Origin of the sequence: Pseudomonas sp. PICF6, from assembly GCF_009831705.1 — a bacterium.
Taxonomy (GTDB): domain Bacteria; phylum Pseudomonadota; class Gammaproteobacteria; order Pseudomonadales; family Pseudomonadaceae; genus Aquipseudomonas; species Aquipseudomonas rhizophila.
The window spans coordinates 392,378-410,696 of sequence record NZ_WUUD01000026.1; the positions used below are offsets into that span (position 1 = coordinate 392,378).

10 protein-coding genes and 1 pseudogene are annotated in these 18,319 nt (G+C 60.2%); 3 read left to right on the plus strand and 8 right to left on the minus strand.

The window, feature by feature from the left end; translation table 11 throughout:
* Positions 1-249 precede the first annotated feature (249 nt).
* Positions 250-1,833 carry a peptide chain release factor 3 gene (locus tag GSM73_RS18305; RefSeq protein WP_047229034.1) on the minus strand — a complete coding sequence of 528 codons (1,584 nt, stop codon included), beginning with the start codon at positions 1,831-1,833 and terminating at the stop codon, positions 250-252.
* A 165-nt stretch (positions 1,834-1,998) separates the two neighbouring features.
* Positions 1,999-2,907, minus strand: a complete 909-nt coding sequence (locus GSM73_RS18310) for a hypothetical protein (RefSeq protein ID WP_160893418.1) — start codon at positions 2,905-2,907, stop codon at positions 1,999-2,001.
* Between the two features lie 176 nt (positions 2,908-3,083).
* On the opposite strand from GSM73_RS18310, the pseudogene GSM73_RS18315 reads away from it, so the two are divergent.
* Positions 3,084-3,275: pseudogene (locus GSM73_RS18315) on the plus strand (glycine/betaine ABC transporter ATP-binding protein); the annotation flags it as partial.
* A 3-nt stretch (positions 3,276-3,278) separates the two neighbouring features.
* Here GSM73_RS18315 and GSM73_RS18320 read toward each other — a convergent pair.
* Together GSM73_RS18320 and GSM73_RS18325 are read right to left on the minus strand one after the other, a co-directional pair.
* Positions 3,279-4,850 carry a hypothetical protein gene (locus GSM73_RS18320; protein WP_076383539.1) on the minus strand — a complete coding sequence of 524 codons (1,572 nt, stop codon included), beginning with the start codon at positions 4,848-4,850 and terminating at the stop codon, positions 3,279-3,281.
* A gap of 50 nt (positions 4,851-4,900) precedes the next feature.
* Positions 4,901-6,346, minus strand: coding sequence for a DUF2599 domain-containing protein (locus GSM73_RS18325; protein WP_160893419.1), 1,446 nt, complete (start codon positions 6,344-6,346; stop codon positions 4,901-4,903).
* A 629-nt stretch (positions 6,347-6,975) separates the two neighbouring features.
* Here GSM73_RS18325 and GSM73_RS18330 point away from each other — a divergent pair.
* Both GSM73_RS18330 and GSM73_RS18335 read left to right on the plus strand, forming a co-directional pair.
* Positions 6,976-8,139, plus strand: a complete 1,164-nt coding sequence (locus GSM73_RS18330) for a type III PLP-dependent enzyme (RefSeq protein ID WP_047229038.1) — start codon at positions 6,976-6,978, stop codon at positions 8,137-8,139.
* Between the two features lie 191 nt (positions 8,140-8,330).
* Positions 8,331-10,856: a sulfite reductase flavoprotein subunit alpha gene (locus GSM73_RS18335; RefSeq protein ID WP_160893420.1), complete on the plus strand. Its 2,526-nt coding sequence runs from the start codon at positions 8,331-8,333 to the stop codon at positions 10,854-10,856.
* Positions 10,857-10,995: 139 nt separating this feature from the next.
* On the opposite strand, the gene GSM73_RS18340 is transcribed toward GSM73_RS18335, so the two are convergent.
* From GSM73_RS18340 to ptsP, 4 genes are all read right to left on the minus strand, one after another.
* Positions 10,996-12,537, minus strand: coding sequence for an alkaline phosphatase (locus tag GSM73_RS18340; protein ID WP_160893421.1), 1,542 nt, complete (start codon positions 12,535-12,537; stop codon positions 10,996-10,998).
* A gap of 200 nt (positions 12,538-12,737) precedes the next feature.
* Entirely contained in the window at positions 12,738-14,480 is a 1,743-nt protein-coding gene (locus tag GSM73_RS18345; RefSeq protein ID WP_107321866.1) for a PTS fructose-like transporter subunit IIB, read from the minus strand.
* Positions 14,481-14,494: 14 nt separating this feature from the next.
* On the minus strand, positions 14,495-15,436 hold the full coding sequence (pfkB, locus tag GSM73_RS18350; RefSeq protein ID WP_047229042.1) for a 1-phosphofructokinase: 942 nt from the start codon (positions 15,434-15,436) through the stop codon (positions 14,495-14,497).
* Positions 15,436-18,300, minus strand: coding sequence for a phosphoenolpyruvate--protein phosphotransferase (ptsP, locus tag GSM73_RS18355; protein WP_160893422.1), 2,865 nt, complete (start codon positions 18,298-18,300; stop codon positions 15,436-15,438). The genes pfkB and ptsP overlap by 1 nt, the downstream gene beginning before the upstream one ends.
* Positions 18,301-18,319 lie beyond the last annotated feature (19 nt).

Below are 18,319 nucleotides of genomic sequence, written 5' to 3' on the forward strand. Positions count from 1 at the left end.
CCGCTATCGCGAGCAAGCTTTGCTCCCACGGAGGAATCTGGGCCGAACACAATTTTTTTGCCCGCTGAAGTTCCAGTGTGGGAGCGAGCCTGCTCGCGATGGCGGTGGGTCAGCAGCTTTGAGATTGACTGACACTGCGCCATCGCGAGCACGCTCGCTCCCACCGGGGGTTGGTGGTGCCTAGTCGTTAAGTGGAAATAAAAAACCCCGCAGCTTTCGGTGCGGGGTTCTGGGTGTAAAGCTCAGCGCTTAGTGATGCTCACGCGTCGCACGGAAGTTCACATCCGGCCAGCGCTCTTCCATCAGCGCCAGGTTGACCCGGGTCGGGGCCAGGTAGGTCAGGTGACCGCCGCCATCCAAGGCGAGGTTTTCCACGGCTTTGTTGGAAAACTCTTCGAATTTCTTCTTGTCGCCACATTCGACCCAACGAGCGGAGTACACGGTGATCGGCTCGTAGGAGCACTCGACCTTGTATTCCTCCTTCAAACGGCTGGCGACGACGTCGAACTGCAGCACACCGACAGCGCCGAGGATGATGTCGTTGCTGCGGGTCGGGAAGAACACCTGGGTGGCGCCTTCCTCGGCCAGTTGCTGGAGGCCCTGGCGCAGTTGCTTGGATTTGAGCGGGTCTTTCAGGCGCACGCGGCGGAACAGCTCCGGGGCGAAGTGCGGGATGCCGGTGAAACCCAGGGCTTCGCCCTCAGTGAAGGTGTCGCCGATCTGGATGGTGCCGTGGTTGTGCAGGCCGATGATGTCACCGGCAAAGGCTTCTTCCAGTTGCTCGCGTTCCGAGGAGAAGAACGTCAGGGCGTCACCGATGCGTACGTCCTTGCCGGTGCGCACGTGGCGCATCTTCATGCCTTTTTCGTATTTGCCCGAGCAGATGCGCATGAAGGCGATGCGGTCGCGGTGCTTGGGGTCCATGTTCGCCTGGATCTTGAACACGAAGCCGGTAAACTTCTCTTCCACCGGCTCCACGGTGCGCTCGTTGGCGACGCGGGCCAGCGGGCGCGGTGCCCAATCGACAACGGCGTCGAGCACATGGTCGACACCGAAGTTGCCCAACGCGGTACCGAAGAACACCGGGGTCAGTTGGCCGTCGAGGAATTCCTGCTGGTCGAACTCATGGCAGGCGCCTTGCACCAGCTCCAGCTGCTCGACAAAACGGTCGTACTCGTCGCCCAGGTGGGCGCGGGCCTCGTCGGAGTCGAGCTTCTCGATGATTTTGGTTTCGGTGCGTTCATGACCATGCCCGGCGGTGTAGACGATGATGTAATCGTCGGCCAGGTGGTACACGCCCTTGAAGTCGCGATAGCAGCCGATCGGCCAGGTGATCGGCGCGGCCTTGATCTTCAGGACCGCTTCGATCTCGTCGAGCAGTTCGATCGGGTCGCGGATGTCACGGTCGAGTTTGTTGATGAAGCTGACGATCGGCGTGTCCCGCAGACGGCAGACATCCATCAGGGCGATGGTCCGTGGCTCGACGCCTTTACCGCCGTCGAGGACCATCAGCGCCGAGTCCACCGCCGTGAGGGTGCGGTAGGTGTCTTCGGAGAAGTCTTCGTGGCCCGGGGTGTCGAGCAGGTTGATCATGTGATCGCGATACGGGAACTGCATGACCGACGTGGTAATGGAAATACCCCGCTGTTTTTCCATTTCCATCCAGTCGGAGGTGGCATGGCGGTCGGACTTGCGAGATTTCACCGTGCCGGCCACCGCAATCGCCTTGCCCATCAGCAAGAGCTTTTCGGTGATGGTGGTCTTACCGGCATCGGGGTGGGAAATAATGGCGAAAGTGCGGCGTTTCGCGACTTCGGCGGCCTGTTTGGTCATGGGAAATCGCCTGGCAGGTGATTCAAAAAAGGGCGGCGATTATAGCCCAGAACCCCCTCTATGGACCACCTGCGCAAGAGCAGCCTAACGACTCGCCACCCATCGACGGCACACGTCCAACGCAAGAATCAGACATCTTCATCACCGCTGCCCAGCCCCAGAGGTTCAGGATGAGATAGCCTGATCAGCGGGAATAAACTCAAATCTCGCGTCATTTGCGGCCGTTTGGGGAAGCGTAATCTTGATCATGGGGATCCAAATGCCGGTCTGCGTTTTAAAGTCCCGTTGATCATATTGAGCGCCAACCTTACCCGTATCATTGATGTAAAAAACGGCCTCAATCGGAAGGGTCTGACCAATATTCTGAGCCCACTTTCTCACGCGAAATTCATTCTGCGTACCAAATGCGGAGGCTGGAAGTTGCCCCTGGGCCTTCACGCCCTCGGTGAACGCAACGGCGCCTCGTTCATCCAGCTCGTCACGAACATCGAAGCCACACAATGCACCGTACATACCTGCGTTAGCGTTGAAATGGGCAATATAGTGCGCGGCTTTGGTAATACCTTGGGATTGGCAAGGTCGGCTGTTGGGGCGATTGGGATATTGACCACAACCTTCGTCAGGTCGATGGTCAGTGGCGCCGTCGACTGGAAAGAAGCACAGCACCGCCAATGCGATCTTTCCTGTCGGTTTAAAAAAATCGGGATAAAGAATAAAGCCGTTATTGTAGCCAAATACTAATTTGCTGAACTTCGCGTCTTTACGCAGCCAGGAAAAAGAAACGCCCGTCGATGCTGGGTTGGGATTCCAAAAATGAAACTGCGTGGAGTGTTGGGTTGCCCGTAGCGTCACCCCTGTGCATAAAAACGACGGCGCCGAGGGGTTGTTGCGACACATGGTCAAGACGTTGTTATAGGCTTCCGTGAGATAGGCCGCTATTTCTGGACCGGTACCTGCGCCTTGGACGCCAACAGCCTGTCCTGACGGCTCATCAATAGTGCTCCTATCCAATTCATGTGTTGCACAGCCAGCCGTCAACAATAAAAACAGCACAATGCAAAATTGTCTTTTCATTTCAGACTCCCATACATGAACAGACAAGGCTCTAAGTAAGCTATGTCTTTTTCAGGCTTTTTCCGTTAACAGTTTTATCTACGCTACAAGAGCGCTCCCCTTCGAACACCTGTCAACTTTCACAGTGCTCAATACTTATTTGAAATAAAAAACCGAGTGTTCCTTCTTAATCCACCAGAGAAGAAGTGATCAGCGAGAGCAATCAGAACAAGGCCCAGGGTTTTGTACGACGCCGCGACTTGCACCGTCAGAACGGCGCCTGCTCGCAGTACCTGAGCGAATGAATCGATGCCGAGTACCTAAGCTCCGGCAAGTCCCGTGGGGGTAAGACCAGTATTGTTTCGCCAGCCGAGACAGCGTTGGCCTGACGTTTATAGCTGGACCCGGAGCACTTGGGAAAACAACCACTGCGGGCTGAGTTTGGTAAACACCGAATAATTGATCAGCACCGTTTTTCCCTTGTGTTTCGAGACCCAGGTCGGGTCAAGAACGAAAGAATTGGGCTTACCGGCCGTAACCAGCTGATGGGCCGTATCAAGGAAGGTTTCCCCTATGACACGTACGCGCAGGGTCGAGCCCGACGGAGCTGGAGAGTTGACTGTGACTGTCCCCGAGGCATAACTGGGTGCCGGAAGCACCAGCGCCTGGGGATCGATGGTCAGAAACCGCACCCCAGACTCCAGGGTTTCACCGGCACCGCTTTTCTTGATGGTGTAGCTCACCGGTACGGTGAGCCCGATGCTATCGACGACCTCAGTGCGGGGAATCAGCACCTGTTTGTTCGCGGGAAGCTCGCCGTATGCGACCGGCGGACTGCTGTATGGCACCCGGCCTCCCCACCGAACGCTCAAGATATCGGAGGCGGCAATTGCTTCGGTGGGCAATTGCACGATGAGGTATTCATCCCTATAGATATCCTGAGTGTTCAGACGGTCGCCAGAGACTGTGCTGTAAGCCTTGGGAATGGTGGGTGCAGCAAAAGCGGGCATCGGGATAACCGGGGAGATCGCTTGGTCCGCACTCACATATTGGAAACTGAAATGACCTTGTGGGCTGGGAGGCAATGTGACGCGAACGATGGGGATAAAAAGACCGTTGGTGCGCTCATGATATTTTTTTTGGTCGATTCGGGAGGCTTCCAGATCGTTTGAGCCGGTGATCCAGAAAAACGCCTGGATGGGCAGCGCAGCCGGATTTTTTTCTGGCCAGGCTTCGATGCGAAGCTCGTTGTGATTCTTGAAATTAAAATCGGCGCCCCCTGCCTCAAGCTCAACAAGTTTTCTGACTTGCAATCCCGCATTGAAGTTAGCCACGGCTTGCTCATTCAACGCATCGTTGAGCATCCACGCGCAACTGGCAGGATTTCCGTAACTGACCCTTCGAAAATGGGTCAGCCAGGCCCTGGCAGTGAAAATATTCTGTTCATTACAGGGTTTACTCAGGGGATAGACGAACTGAGTAATGCTGTCACGGCAACCGCGGGCGCCCGGTTTGCTGCGATAGATCGTCGCGCCATCGTAGGGAAAATAACAGATGATCGAGGGCCTTATTTTTCCCTGCGGAGCCCGGAGGGTGGGATAAAAAATATAGCCATGCCGCGCTTCGTTGTTGCCCCATGGCGCACCACCGAACTTGGCGTCGGCCCTCAGGTAGGAAAATGAAACCGCGCCGCTGGTCCTGGAAAATTCGCTATGGTCCCAAGGATCGAAGTTTCCTGCGTTGGTTGTGCGTGCCACGACACCCGTGCATAAAAAAGCCGGTGCCGTGGCAGCGCCACAGTTGACCGCGGTGTCGTAGTAGTTGCGGGTCAAGGCGGCTGCGGTTGCTTCTCCTGATTGCACGCTCGTGGCCACGAGCGCTTCGCTAAAGGACAGCGGCGAAACACAAAGACTGCCCAGTAGAATCAGCAGCTTTGTTGATTTTTTAAGCGTGAGAGTTGCCATGTTCGTCGTCTTGAGTATCCCGGTCGGGTCAGCAGGCTGATCTGACCCTTTCAATGAGGATTACACCGGTTATCACCCGGCAATTTAATAATCACATCGTGGGCCACATAGGGACGAGCGGGCTCAAGGCTCCACGTAGGTTTATTCTCGGCGATATCGGGGGAATCAAGATGGCAGGCCAACTGACGGCGCATGCTGCTGCCCATGTTATCGAAATTCCAGTCCTTGCGATTCGGTTCAAGGGCAGCAGCCTTGATCGCCAACTCGGCCAGCACGACATTGCTTTTCCCTACGCCGGCTTTTCTTCCGCAGGCCGTGGGCGTGACCTTAAGCGATGAAATTTTTCCCAATACGGGTTCTACATAATTGTTATCCCACTCGATCTTTTCTATGTAGTTATCGCAGGAACGACTATCCACCGGGGCTTGAACATGCTGATCGGCGGGGTAGTAAGCAAATTTCGCGTCCTCAGCGATCGAGTTCGGAAATTGTATTTTTATGATCGGCTTCCACGTATTGCCTTGCTCTACCCATCGGCGCTGATCATCTCGAGCAAACTCACGAGACGTAAAAGTCTTTGTAGTTCTGTCAATGTAATCAATACCACTCTCATAAATAAAAGCAGCGATAGGGAGCTCCAGGTACGTGGCTTTTGCTGAGTCGCTGTCACTGGCGACAGGCGCATCAAACTTCACCCGTTCCTGACTGCCCCAGTCCCTTTTCCAGTATTTATTATCCGGCCAGGTTTCAATTCGCAGCTCCGACTGGGTATGGATCGCATCGTCCTTTTCCTCTGGATCATTGGCCAAAATTTTTCGTGCCTCGACAAACGTATTGAATGCATCAGCCTTGTTATAGGTACCGAAGTAGTCTCTCGTGGTATCAAAGCCGCATTGAAACTTGTGCGCTTTGGTGGCTTCAGGGTCTCGGGTTTGACGGTCATAGTGCTCCATCCACGCCTTGGCATTGCTGATGCCCAGCTTCTGGCAATAGTCCTCGACAACGCCGAGGGAGTTCCCATTCTCCTGATAATCGCCGCAGCCGCTGTTGTTTCGATAATTCGTCCAGGAATCAATAGGAAAGGCACACAATACTTTGATTTTGAATTGCGTCTTTTCATTCACAAAATCATTGGGCACCAAGGCAAAGCCATTGAACCTGAGCATGCCAAGCCCATTGAACTCCACATCTTTTCTTAAATATGAAACCGATGTACCTCCGGCCGCTATACCGGTGCCTCCCGCTTCCAGGCTATGCGATAACGGACTGGGATCCCACGGCAAATAACTTTGTTTACTGGCGATCCCTCGAAGTATCAACCCAGAGCAATCAGACGCCAACCTGCCACTTCCACAATCCCGTGCGGTCAATCGATACCAGTACTCCATCAATTTGGCCGTATCGGTGCCAGGGCTTGCCTGCAACAGGCTGGAGCCCGATACAAAACCGAGAAACAAAGAAATGTTTAATATCCGTATGACCCGACGCTTGCGCATGACTCTCTCCTAGAGCTTTTCATCGCTCAGCTCAATCAGTTATGCAATCTCGCCTAATAACCTGCGTTCCCGGCATAAACCCAACACCGGTTTTATTCAGCGGCGAGTACAACTGGAGTCTTGAGTATTCGATGATCGCTTCGTCGCGCCCACTGTCGACACTTACAGTTTTTTAGATCTGTTTAAACGATTTCCTCATAACCGGCCGCCAATCAGTCAACAAATGATCTGCCATGAAACACCCTTCCAAGCTGCCATGTGCAAATGGCCAGCCTGGAGGCCTGTGTCGCATTGCCGAGGAACATCTGACTGTCACACAGGTCGGTTACATCAGGAGCTGTCGCGGGCCGCACGACGAATGAGTGCAAAAACGCGACATTTTTTGTTGATCTCAGGCCCCTCACGCCCTAAAGTTCGCGCCGAACGTCCATGCTGGAAACGATCCATCCGGCTCAAGTACTGACGACGAGACAGCAAGGCCAAGGGAATCAAGCATCCCGTGGCCTTTTTGCTTTCGGCGACATGCCTTGGGAAGTAGGCGAACCAAAGTGGGGATACGGAGGACGTTCACGAGGGCTGCTTGCCCTTACACCCATTGATCCTGATGTTTGCCAGTAGGAGTCCCAAGTATGTCGATCCAGGTCGAAGATTATTTCGCGCGCGAGACCTTTCAGAAAATGAAGGCGTTCGCCGACAAGCAGGAAACCCCGTTCGTGGTGATCGACACCGCGATGATCTCCCAGGCCTACGATGACCTGCGCGCAGGTTTCGAATTCGCCAAGGTCTATTACGCCGTCAAGGCCAACCCGGCAGTGGAAATCATCGACCTGCTCAAGGATAAAGGCTCGAACTTCGACATCGCTTCGATCTATGAGCTGGATAAAGTCATGAGCCGTGGCGTAGGCCCGGATCAGATCAGCTACGGCAACACCATCAAGAAATCCCGGGACATCCGCTACTTCTACGAGAAGGGCGTGCGCCTGTATGCCACCGACTCCGAAGCCGACCTGCGCAACATCGCCAAGGCCGCGCCGGGCTCGAAAGTCTACGTGCGCATTCTTACCGAAGGCTCGACCACCGCTGACTGGCCGCTGTCGCGCAAGTTCGGCTGCCAGACCGACATGGCCATGGACCTGCTGATCCTGGCCCGCGACCTGGGCCTGGTGCCGTACGGCATTTCCTTCCACGTCGGTTCGCAACAGCGTGACATCAGCGTCTGGGACGCGGCCATCGCCAAGGTCAAGGTCATCTTCGAGCGCTTGAAAGAAGAAGACGGCATCGTGTTGAAGCTGATCAACATGGGCGGTGGCTTCCCGGCCAACTACATCACCCGCACCAACAGCCTGGAAACCTACGCAGAGGAAATCATCCGTTTCCTCAAGGAAGACTTCGGCGACGAACTGCCGGAGATCATCCTGGAGCCGGGCCGTTCGCTGATCGCCAACGCCGGCATCCTGGTCAGCGAAGTGGTGCTGGTGGCCCGTAAATCCCGTACCGCCGTCGAGCGCTGGGTGTACACGGACGTGGGCAAGTTCTCCGGCCTGATCGAAACCATGGACGAAGCCATCAAGTTCCCGATCTGGACCGAGAAGAAAGGCGAGATGGAAGAAGTGGTCATCGCCGGCCCTACTTGCGACAGCGCCGACATCATGTACGAAAACTACAAGTACGGTTTGCCGCTGAACCTGGCCATCGGTGACCGTCTGTACTGGCTGTCGACCGGTGCCTACACCACCAGCTACAGCGCGGTGGAATTCAATGGCTTCCCGCCGCTGAAGTCGTTCTACGTGTAATTCGCTGGTCGCTGGACCCGAAAGCCCGTGACTGTGTCACGGGCTTTTTTGCAATAGCGCAAAACGCGCCCATCAGCGCAATGCTATTGACTTCAGGCTTGTCTGAATCATGTGGCTTTTATGTGTGTTTATGAATGGTTCTCGATAACATGCGCGCCATGATGAACAGCAATGACTGAAAGGCGAGTGACGTGTTTAAGAAAACCCTGTTCCAGTTGCACTGGTTTTTCGGCATCAGCGCCGGGCTGGTCCTGGCGTTTATGGGCATTACCGGTGCCGCGGTGTCGTTTCAGGACGAAATCCTGCGGGCGTTGAACCCCCAGGTGTTGATGGTCCCGAAACAACCGGAAGGCGTCCTGCCGCCTGCCGAGCTGGTGCAACAGATCGAGGCCGCTTCCGGTAAAACCGTCGCCATGCTTTGGGTCGAGACCGAGAGCGGCCACGCCGCACGGGCAATTTTCGCCGCCCCGCCTGGGGAAAAGCGCGGGCCCATGCGCTATTTCAACCCGTACAACGCACAATTCATGGGCGATGTGGTGGGCCAGGATCTCTTCGCTCTGATACTCAGGCTGCATCGCGTCCTGGCCTTGGAGGATGTAGGTCGACAGATTACCGGTGCCTGCACGCTGATCCTGGTGTTTTTCTGCCTGTCCGGGCTGTACCTGCGCTGGCCACGCCAATGGAAAAGCTGGCGTGCCTGGCTAACCCTCGACTGGGCGAAAAAAGGCCGCAGCTTCAACTGGGACCTGCACTCGGTGGCGGGCACCTGGTGCCTGGCGTTCTATCTGCTGGCGGCCCTGACCGGCCTGACCTGGTCCTACGATTGGTACAACAAAGGCGTGACTCACCTGCTCTCCGATTCCCCCGAAGAAGAACGGGTGCGCAACCGCGGCCCAGCGCCGAGCGGCCCGCCGCCGGTGGCCGACTATCGGGCCATGTGGAGCAGCATCTACAGCGCCGCGGGCCCTGGCCTGATCGCCTACAACGTGCGCATGCCGCCGGTGGCCGGGCAACCGGCAACGGTGTTCTACCTGCTGAAAAACTCGCCTCATGACCGGGCGCTGAACCAGCTCATCCTCGACCCGGCCACCGGTGTCATCAGTGGTCACAGCCGCTACAGCGACAAGAGCCTCAAGGCGCAGTTGCTGACCAGCGTCTACGCCTTGCATATCGGCAGCTATTTCGGCCTGATCGGGCGGATCCTGGTGACGGTCGCCGCGCTGACCATGCCGCTGTTCTTCATCACCGGCTGGTTGCTGTACCTGGACCGTCGCCGCAAGAAGCGCCAAATCAAGAATGCCCGCCAGGAGCTGGGTGCCAACCGCAGCGATGCGCCCGCCTGGCTGATCGGATTCGCCAGCCAGAGCGGTTTCGCCGAGCAACTGGCCTGGCAGACCGCCGGCCAGCTCCAGGCGGCCGGTTTGCCGGTGAAGGTCCAGCCGCTGGCCGGTGTCAGCGAGCAGGAGCTGAGCAATTGCAGCCACGCCTTGTTCGTCGTCAGCACCTTTGGCGACGGCGAAGGACCGGACAGCGCCCGGGGTTTCGAGCGCAACGTGTTGGGTCGGACCATGAGCCTGGAGCGCCTGCAGTATTCGGTGCTGGGCCTGGGCGATCGGCAATACGAAAACTTCTGCGGCTTCGCCCGACGCCTGCACACCTGGCTGTCGGAGCACGGCGGCAAGACTCTGTTCGCTCCGGTGGAAGTCGACAGTGGCGACCCTTACGCCTTGCGTCACTGGCAACAGCAATTGGCCGAACTGACTGGCCAGGCTCCGCTGGACACTTGGCAGGCGCCCAGTTTCGAGAACTGGACCCTGCACCAGCGCACCTTGCTCAACCCCGAGAGCAGCGGCTCTGGCGTGTATCTGTTGGGCCTCACCGCGCCCGGCCCGAGCAGTTGGCTGGCCGGTGACCTGGTGGAAATCCTGCCGCGCAATGACCTGTCGGCCATCGACCATTTCCTGGAGGGCCTGGGCATCGCCGGCGTTGCTCGCGTGCAGGTCGATGGCTTGCCCCAGCGCCTCGATCAGGCCCTGGCCAACCGCCAACTGCCGGAAAATCGCGCCCATCTGGTGGGCATGCATGCCCAGGCCCTGGTGGATGCCCTGGCGCCACTGGCACTGCGCGAATACTCCATCGCTTCGATTCCCGCCGATGGCCTGCTGGAACTGATGGTGCGCCAGGAACGTCACGCCGACGGCAACCTGGGTATCGGCTCCGGTTGGCTCACCGAACATGCGCCGCTGGGCAGTGCCATCAGCCTGCGGGTACGCCGCAACAGCGGCTTCCATCTGCCGCCTCAGGGCGTGCCCATGATATTGCTGGGCAACGGCACCGGTCTGGCCGGCCTGCGCAGCCTGCTCAAGGCGCGCGTGGCCGAGGGCATGCAGCGCAACTGGCTGCTGTTCGGCGAGCGCCAGCGCGAGCATGATTTCCACTGCCGTGATGAGTTACAGGAATGGGTGACATCCGGCGATCTGGAACGCCTGGACCTGGCGTTTTCTCGGGATCAGGAACAGAAAATCTACGTCCAGGACCGCCTGCGCGAATCCTCGGCCCTGCTCAAGCAATGGCTGGCCGACGGTGCGGCGATCTATGTCTGCGGCAGCTTGCAGGGCATGGCGTCGGGCGTGGATCAGGTGCTCAACGACGTGCTCGGCGCCGCGGCAGTGGAGCGCTTGATCGAACAGGGCCGGTACCGGCGGGATGTCTACTGACAAGCCACCCGCTAAAACACTGCCCTCTGTGGGAGCGAGCCTGCTCGCGATGGCGGAGTATCAGACGGCACTTTTGTCGACTGACACAGCGCATCGCGAGCAGGCTCGCTCCCACATTGATTGGTGGCGTACTTGAAACTCAGACCGGCTGCAACTTCTTCTCGAACACTGCCACGCCCTCCAGATCCCGCAACACCACGCTCATCTCCCCGCTCTGGCCGTCGATGTTCACCTCGCCAAAGAACTGGTATCCGGCAAACGGCGACGTGTTCTGCGCCGGGGGGGCTTTCTGGAACACCACTTCGGGACCGAACGTCTTGTCCAGAGGATTGGGCCCGAAGCTGCCGGCATTCAACGGCCCGGCGACAAACTCCCAGAAGGGTTCGAAATCCTGGAACGCGGCCTGTTCCGGGTGGTAATGGTGGGCGGCGCAATAGTGCACGTCAGCGGTGAGCCAGACGTAGTTGCGCACCTGATGTTTGCGTAGGTAGCCGAGCAACTCGGCGATCTCCAGTTCACGGCCCTGGGCCGGCCCCGGATCACCGTTGGCGACCGCTTCCCAGCGCGACACGCCGGGGCTGACTTCGCCGTCGGGCACACCCAGGCCGATGGGCATGTCGGCAGCAATGACTTTCCACTGGGCACGGGACCGCTTCAGTTCGCCCTTGAGCCAGTCCAACTGCTCGCGACCGAGAAAGGGTTTGGCCCCGCCGAGGTTGGCGTCGTTGGCTTCGCGGTAGCTGCGCATGTCCAGCACGAACACATCCAGCATCGGCCCGTAAGCGAGCTTGCGGTAGATCCGCCCGCCGCCGTCGGCCTTCTGCAAGCGCATGGGGGCGTATTCCAGCCAGGCCTGCCGCGCACGACCAACAAGACTGTGGATATCCTTGGTCTGGTAGCGTTCATCCAGTTGCTTGCCCGGCGACCAGTTGTTGACCACCTCATGATCGTCCCATTGCCAGATCTGCGGCACTTCGGCGTTGAAGCGGCGCACGTTCTCGTCCATCAGGTTGTAGCGGTAGTTGCCACGATACTCGTCCAGAGTCTCGGCGACCTTGCTCTTGGCTTCAGTGGTGAGGTTGCGCCAGATGCGCCCGCCTTCGGTGGTGATCTGCGCCGGCACCGGACCGTCCGCGTAGATGGTGTCGCCGCTGTGGATAAAAAAATCCGGCAGGCGCAAACGCATGGCTTCGTAGATGCGCATGCCGCCAATGTCCGGGTTGATCCCGAAGCCCTGGCCGACGGTGTCGCCGCTCCAGACAAACCGGATGTTGCGCTTGAACTGCGGCACGCTGCGCAGGTGACCGAGCCAGGGCTCACTGGCGACACCGGTCTGGGCGTCTTCAAAATGCACGCGGTAGAAAATTGCCTGGTCAGGCGGCAGCCCGGTGAGCTCGACCCGAGCGGTAAAATCGCTGCGGCTGTCAACCAGTGGCGAGACAAAACGCCGCGGGTTGGGCAACTGGCTGCGGGTGTCCCATTCCACCACCATCCGGGCCGGGCGGTCGCAGCGGCTCCAGATCATCGCCCGGTCGCCCTGCAAATCGCCAGACTGCACGCCATCGGTGAGCACCGGGCGATCCTTGACTGAGGCAATCACCGCCGGCGCCAGCCCCGGCAACAACAACCCCGCCCCCACGGCTTGCATCACACGGCGACGGCCCAGGTCAAATTCGCTCATGGTGTTTCCCCCAAATGGGGAAACTTAAGCATGGCAGTGTTAATCAGGCGTGACAGGGATCTTGTGAACACCCCAAAACCACTGTGGGAGCGAGCCTGCTCGCGATTGCAGAGTATCAGGCAACCCATTGTCGACTGATACACCGCTATCGCGAGCAGGCTCGCTCCCACAGGGAATTTTCATTGTTCAAACTTAAGTGATCAGGCCTTGGCCGGCTCCAACGCCATCTCCACCACTTCCGGCCGCTTGAGCAGCGCATAGGACACCGCCGTCAGCAGACTCCCCGCCACGATCGCCAGCAAATACAACAACGCATGGTTGATGGCGTTAGGGATCAGCATCACGAACAGCCCACCGTGAGGCGCCATCAGTTTGCAGCCGAAGTACATCGACAGCGCACCGGTCAGCGCACCGCCGGCGATGCTGGCCGGGATCACCCGCAACGGGTCCTTGGCGGCGAACGGAATCGCCCCTTCGGAGATGAAGCACAGCCCCAGCACCAGCGCCGCTTTACCGGCCTCGCGTTCGGTCTGGGCAAACTTGCGACGGGCGATAAAGGTTGCGATGCCCAGGCCAATCGGCGGCACCATGCCAGCGGCCATGGCCGCCGCCATCGGTGCATAACTTTGCGACGCCAGCAGTCCCACGGAAAACGCATAGGCGGCCTTGTTGATCGGCCCGCCAAGGTCGACACACATCATCGCCCCCAGCAAAACACCCAACAGAATCGCGTTGGTGGTGCCCATGCTGTCGAGGAAATGGGTCAGGCCATCCAGCATGCCCGCCACCGGTTTGCCAACGATGTAGATCATCACCAGACCGGTAAACAGGCTCGCCAGCAGCGGGATGATCAGGATCGGCTTGAGCGCTTCCAGGCTCTGGGGCAGGCGCGCGTAGCGGTTGATCGCCTTGGCCGCGTAACCGGCCAGGAAACCGGCGATGATCCCGCCGATGAACCCCGCGCCCAAGGTGCTTGCGAGCATCCCGCCGATCATGCCGGGCGCCAGGCCGGGACGGTCGGCGATGGAATAGGCGATGTAGCCGGCCAGCAACGGCACCATCAGTTTGAACGCGGTGTCACCGCCGATCTGCATCAGCGCCGCCGCCAGCGTGCCGGGCTCCTTGAACGCGGTAATGCCAAACACGAACGACAAGGCGATCAACAGACCACCGGCCACCACCATCGGCAACATGAACGACACGCCGGTCAGCAGGTGCTTATAGACACCGGTCTTCTCCGTTTTTGCCGCAGCACTGGCACCGCCCGACGCGCTTTCCTGGCGGCCTTCGGCAAGCGCCTTGTTCAGCGTGGCTTCGGCCTGCTTCAAGGCAATGCCGGTGCCGCAGCGATAAATTTTCTTGCCGGCAAAACGCTCGGTGGCGACTTCGATGTCGGTGGCCAGCAGCACCACGTCGGCCTCGGCGATGGCCTCGGGGCTCAACGGATTGCGGGCGCCCACCGAGCCCTGGGTTTCCACTTGCAAGTCGTAACCGAGCTTCTTCGCTGCCTGCTGCAACGCCTCGGCGGCCATGAAGGTATGGGCCACGCCGGTTGGGCAAGCAGTGATGGCGACCAGACGAGGAGCCCGCTCAGCCGAAACCGCAGGTGCCTCTTCCAGCACATCCGACTCGACAAAAACCTTGGCCTCTTCGGCGCCGCGACGCAGCACCGAATCGACATCCTGCAAGGCCTGGGCCGGGGTGCTGCGGAACAGACGTTTGCCGACGAACCGCGACATATCCACCGGGCCGCTGGCTACCAGCAACACCCACTCGGCCGCTTCCAGGGTCGCCGCCGATAATTGGCGCTCCGGATGGGCCGCGTCATGGACTTCCACGCTGGTGCTCCAACCCTGGCGCTGGGCTGCCGCGTCCAGCAGGCGGGCGCACAACACACTGGTGACCATGCCGTTCGGGCAGGCCGTCACAATGGCTAATTTCATTCTTGCGAACCCTCTTATTGTTCGGTCAGGGGGCGCACGCGCACGCCCTGTTCAAGCGACGCCAGCAACGCGGTGTCATGGATGCCAAAACCGATCTGCGTCACGGCCATGGCGGCGATGGCCGTGGCGGTGCGCAGGGTCTGTTGCGGCGTATCGGCGCTGAGCAGGCCATGCAGCATGCCGGCCAGCAGCGAATCGCCGGCCCCCACGGTGCTGGCGACAGTGACGCTGGGCGGCGAGGCATGCAGCGCCGAACCGACACTGAACCAGTTCACGCCGTCGGCGCCGTGGGAAATCACCACATGCTCGATGCCTTGGGCGTGCAATCGTTGCGCCGCTTCCGCCTGGGCAAATTCGCTCACCACGTCGCAACCCAGCGCATCGGCCAGTTCCTCGGTGTTTGGCTTGATCAGCCACGGCCCCGCCGCGAGGGCGACGCGCAAGGCTTCGCCGCTGGTGTCGAGGGCCACGTTCAAGCCCAGTGCCTTCAAGCGAATGATCAGCGCCTGCAACCATTGCGGGCTGACGCCCCGGGGCAGGCTGCCCGCCACTACCACGGCATCGTGGCCCGGGGCGATGTGTTCCAGTCGCTCAAGCAACGCTTGCTGCGCGGCGTCATCAACCACCGGGCCTGGACCGTTGAGGTCGGTGATGCGTCCGTCCTGCTCGGCCAGCTTGATGTTGCTGCGGGTCTCCCCTGGGACGCGAATAAAGGCGTCGACAAAACCGCGCTGGGCGAACAGCGTTTCGAATGCCTGGGCGTTGTCTTCACCGAGAAAGCCACTGACGGTCACAGTGTGGCCGAGGTCAGCCAGCACCTGGGCCACGTTCACGCCCTTGCCGGCGGCGTGGCTGTGCATGGCATCGCTGCGGTTGACCTGACCGGGTTCCAGGCGCGCCAGTTCCACCGTGAGGTCGAGCGCCGGGTTGAGGGTCAGGGTAAGGATCTTGGCCATTACAGCGCCTCCACTAATGCGCGCACGTCATTGGCGCTGCCCACGGCCAAGGCCTCTTGGGCGAGGATTTTTACCTGCGCCAGGCTCACTTCGCGTACCCGCGCCTTGACCTCGGCAATGCTGCGGGCCGAAACACTCAGCTCGTCTACGCCCAGGCCCACCAGCACCGGCACCGCCAAAGGGTCGGCCGCCAGCTCACCGCACACGCCGACCCACTTGCCATGCGCATGGGCGGCACGCACGGTGATGTCGATCAGTTGCAGCACCGCCGGGTGCAGGCCGTCAGCCTGAGCCGAAAGGGTTGGGTGACCGCGGTCAATGGCCAGGGTGTATTGCGTCAGGTCGTTGGTGCCGACACTGAAGAAGTCGACTTCCTTGGCCAGCACCGGCGCCAGCAGTGCCGCGGACGGCACCTCGATCATGATCCCCAGTTGCAGGTCCGCCACCGGGATCTCCAGGCGCAGGCGCTCGGTCATGTCCCGGGCCTGACGCCACTCATCGACGCTGCCCACCATCGGGAACATGATCCGCAACGGACGGTTGTCGGCAGAACGCAACAAGGCGCGCAATTGCGCTTCCATGACCTGCGGACGTTGCAAGGTCAGGCGAATGCCTCGCACGCCGAGAAACGGGTTTTCCTCTTTCGCGATCGGCCAGTACGGCAGCGGTTTGTCGCCGCCCACATCGAGGGTACGCACCACCAGCGGTCGCCCGGCCAGGCCATCGAGCACCTTGCGGTATTCGGCTTCCTGAGTCGCTTCATCGGGAGCCTGGGTATGAGCCATGAAAATCAGTTCGGTGCGCAACAGGCCAATGCCTTCGGCGCCCTGCTCCACCGCACTGGTGACCCCGGCGCTCTCGCCGATGTTGGCGAACACTTCCACGGCATGACCGTCACGGGTCAGCGCCGGTTGATGACGTTGTTCGGCAGCGACCTTGAGACGTTGCTCGCGGGTGTCGCGCTCTTCGGTGGCCCGTTGCAGCGTGGGCGCGTCGGGGTCCACGTGCAGGCGACCGCGCTGGCCGTCCAACAACAGTGAAGTGCCCGGCGCCAGCAGCAACACCGCCGCACCGGCCCCCACCAGCGCCGGGATCCCCAGGGCTCGGGCGACGATGGCACTGTGGGCGGTGGCGCCGCCGCGCGCGGTGAGAATCCCCGCTACGCGGGCGGGGTCCAGACGGGCGACGTCGGATGGGCCAACCTCGTCCATCACCAGAATGTAAGGTTGCTCGGGTTCGCTCGGGGTTTCGACGCCGCACAACTGCGCCAGCACACGCCGACCGACGTCCCGCAGGTCGGCGGCACGTTCGGCGAGCAGTGCGTCCTGCAGCGCTTCCTGTTCTTTGGCAGCCGCTTCGATCACGCCCATCCACGCCGCTTGCGCGCTCTCGCCCAGCTTCAATCGAGTGTCGACCTCATCGGTCAGCGCCGGGTCGTCGAGCATCTCCTGATGGGTGATAAAGATTTCGCGGATGGCCTTGGCCTTGGCGCGTTCGACCAGACCTTCGATGTCGCGGCGCACTTGGTTCAAGGCGTTTTGCAGGCGCTCACGCTCGATGGCCGCTGATTCGCCGCGCAATGGATACTCGAAGGCCTGCAACACCTGGATGTGGGCCGGGCCGATGGCAATGCCCGGAGCGGCGGCAACGGCCTGGATCAAGCTGCCGGATTCGGGCGCCAGCACGACGGCAGCAACCTCGGCCATGGTGGTTTGCTGTGGCGCACTCGGTGGCGGCAGCGGCTCGACTTCTTCGCCAAGGCCCTCTTCGATGGCGGCCAGCAGCGCCGGCAAGGCGTCAGCGGCGATGCTCGGTTCGGCGATGAACTCCAGGACCTGGCCGCGACGAGCGCCCAGGCTCAGCAATTTGCTCAGGCTCTTGACCGACACGGCGCTGTCCTGGCCGTCGACGATGCGCACGCGGATCTCGCCTTCGAAGCTTTTCGCCAGTTGCGCGAGGATCTTCGCCGGACGCGCGTGCAAACCATGGGCATTGGCCAGGCCGATGCGGGCGCTGGGCCAATCGGCGGGCAGTTCGCCGCCCAACACTTCCAGCACCTTGCGGCTGCTGGTGGCGCGACCCAGTTCATGGCCGCGGCCTTCGATCAACAACGCGCAGAGCCTTTCGAGCAAAGCCTGGTGAGCCTCGCCGAGGCTGGCGAGACAGAACAGACCGCTCAAGGGCTGACCGAGGTAACGGATGGGCTTGTCCGGCGTGACGAAGGCCAGGCCCGGACGCTTGACCGTCTGTTCGCTGTGCAGCCACCACAGGCCATCGCCCAATGGCAGCGCCTCGACCTGCTGCAACACTCCAGCAAAGCCGTTGCTCACACAGTCGGCCTGGCGCAGCAGACGGGCACCGCGCCAGACCAACTCTTCGAGATCGTCGGCCGACACGCCGAGGCCGATCATCTGCGCATCCAAGGCCAGTTCCTGTGGCGCGCCTTGCAGCAGCTTCAACAGCGCTTCGGCCGAACCTGCGCGGCGCAGGGCCTGGCCCAGGTCGGTCTCGCCGAGGGCGCGGGTCAGCAGTTGCAAAAGACGCAAGTGTTCGTCGGACTTGGCCGCGATACCGATCGCCAGGTAAACGATCTGACCGTCACCCCAGTCCACACCGTCGGGGAACTGCAACAGACGCACACCGGTGGAGTACACAAGATCGCGGGTTTGCGGGGTGCCGTGGGGGATGGCAATACCTTGGCCAAGAAAGGTCGAGCCCTGGGCCTCGCGAGCCTGCAAGCCGGCCAGGTAACCCTCGGCTACAAGGCCATCGGCCACCAGTTTGTCAGCGAGCAATTGCAGCGCGGCGTCTTTATCCACAGCCGTCTGGGCCATGGATATCTGCTCTAGAGTGAGCTCGAGCATGCTTTCTCCTTTTTGGCGT

What these genes read in the sequence shown, in the direction of transcription:
- GSM73_RS18305 (WP_047229034.1), bottom strand. Translation starts at nt 1,833, where the DNA reads ATGACCAAACAGGCCGCCGAAGTCGCGAAACGCCGCACTTTCGCCATT.
- GSM73_RS18310 (WP_160893418.1), bottom strand. Translation starts at nt 2,907, where the DNA reads ATGAAAAGACAATTTTGCATTGTGCTGTTTTTATTGTTGACGGCTGGC.
- GSM73_RS18320 (WP_076383539.1), bottom strand. Translation starts at nt 4,850, where the DNA reads ATGGCAACTCTCACGCTTAAAAAATCAACAAAGCTGCTGATTCTACTG.
- GSM73_RS18325 (WP_160893419.1), bottom strand. Translation starts at nt 6,346, where the DNA reads ATGCGCAAGCGTCGGGTCATACGGATATTAAACATTTCTTTGTTTCTC.
- GSM73_RS18330 (WP_047229038.1), top strand. Translation starts at nt 6,976, where the DNA reads ATGTCGATCCAGGTCGAAGATTATTTCGCGCGCGAGACCTTTCAGAAA.
- GSM73_RS18340 (WP_160893421.1), bottom strand. Translation starts at nt 12,537, where the DNA reads ATGAGCGAATTTGACCTGGGCCGTCGCCGTGTGATGCAAGCCGTGGGG.
- GSM73_RS18345 (WP_107321866.1), bottom strand. Translation starts at nt 14,480, where the DNA reads ATGAAATTAGCCATTGTGACGGCCTGCCCGAACGGCATGGTCACCAGT.
- pfkB (WP_047229042.1), bottom strand. Translation starts at nt 15,436, where the DNA reads ATGGCCAAGATCCTTACCCTGACCCTCAACCCGGCGCTCGACCTCACG.
- ptsP (WP_160893422.1), bottom strand. Translation starts at nt 18,300, where the DNA reads ATGCTCGAGCTCACTCTAGAGCAGATATCCATGGCCCAGACGGCTGTG.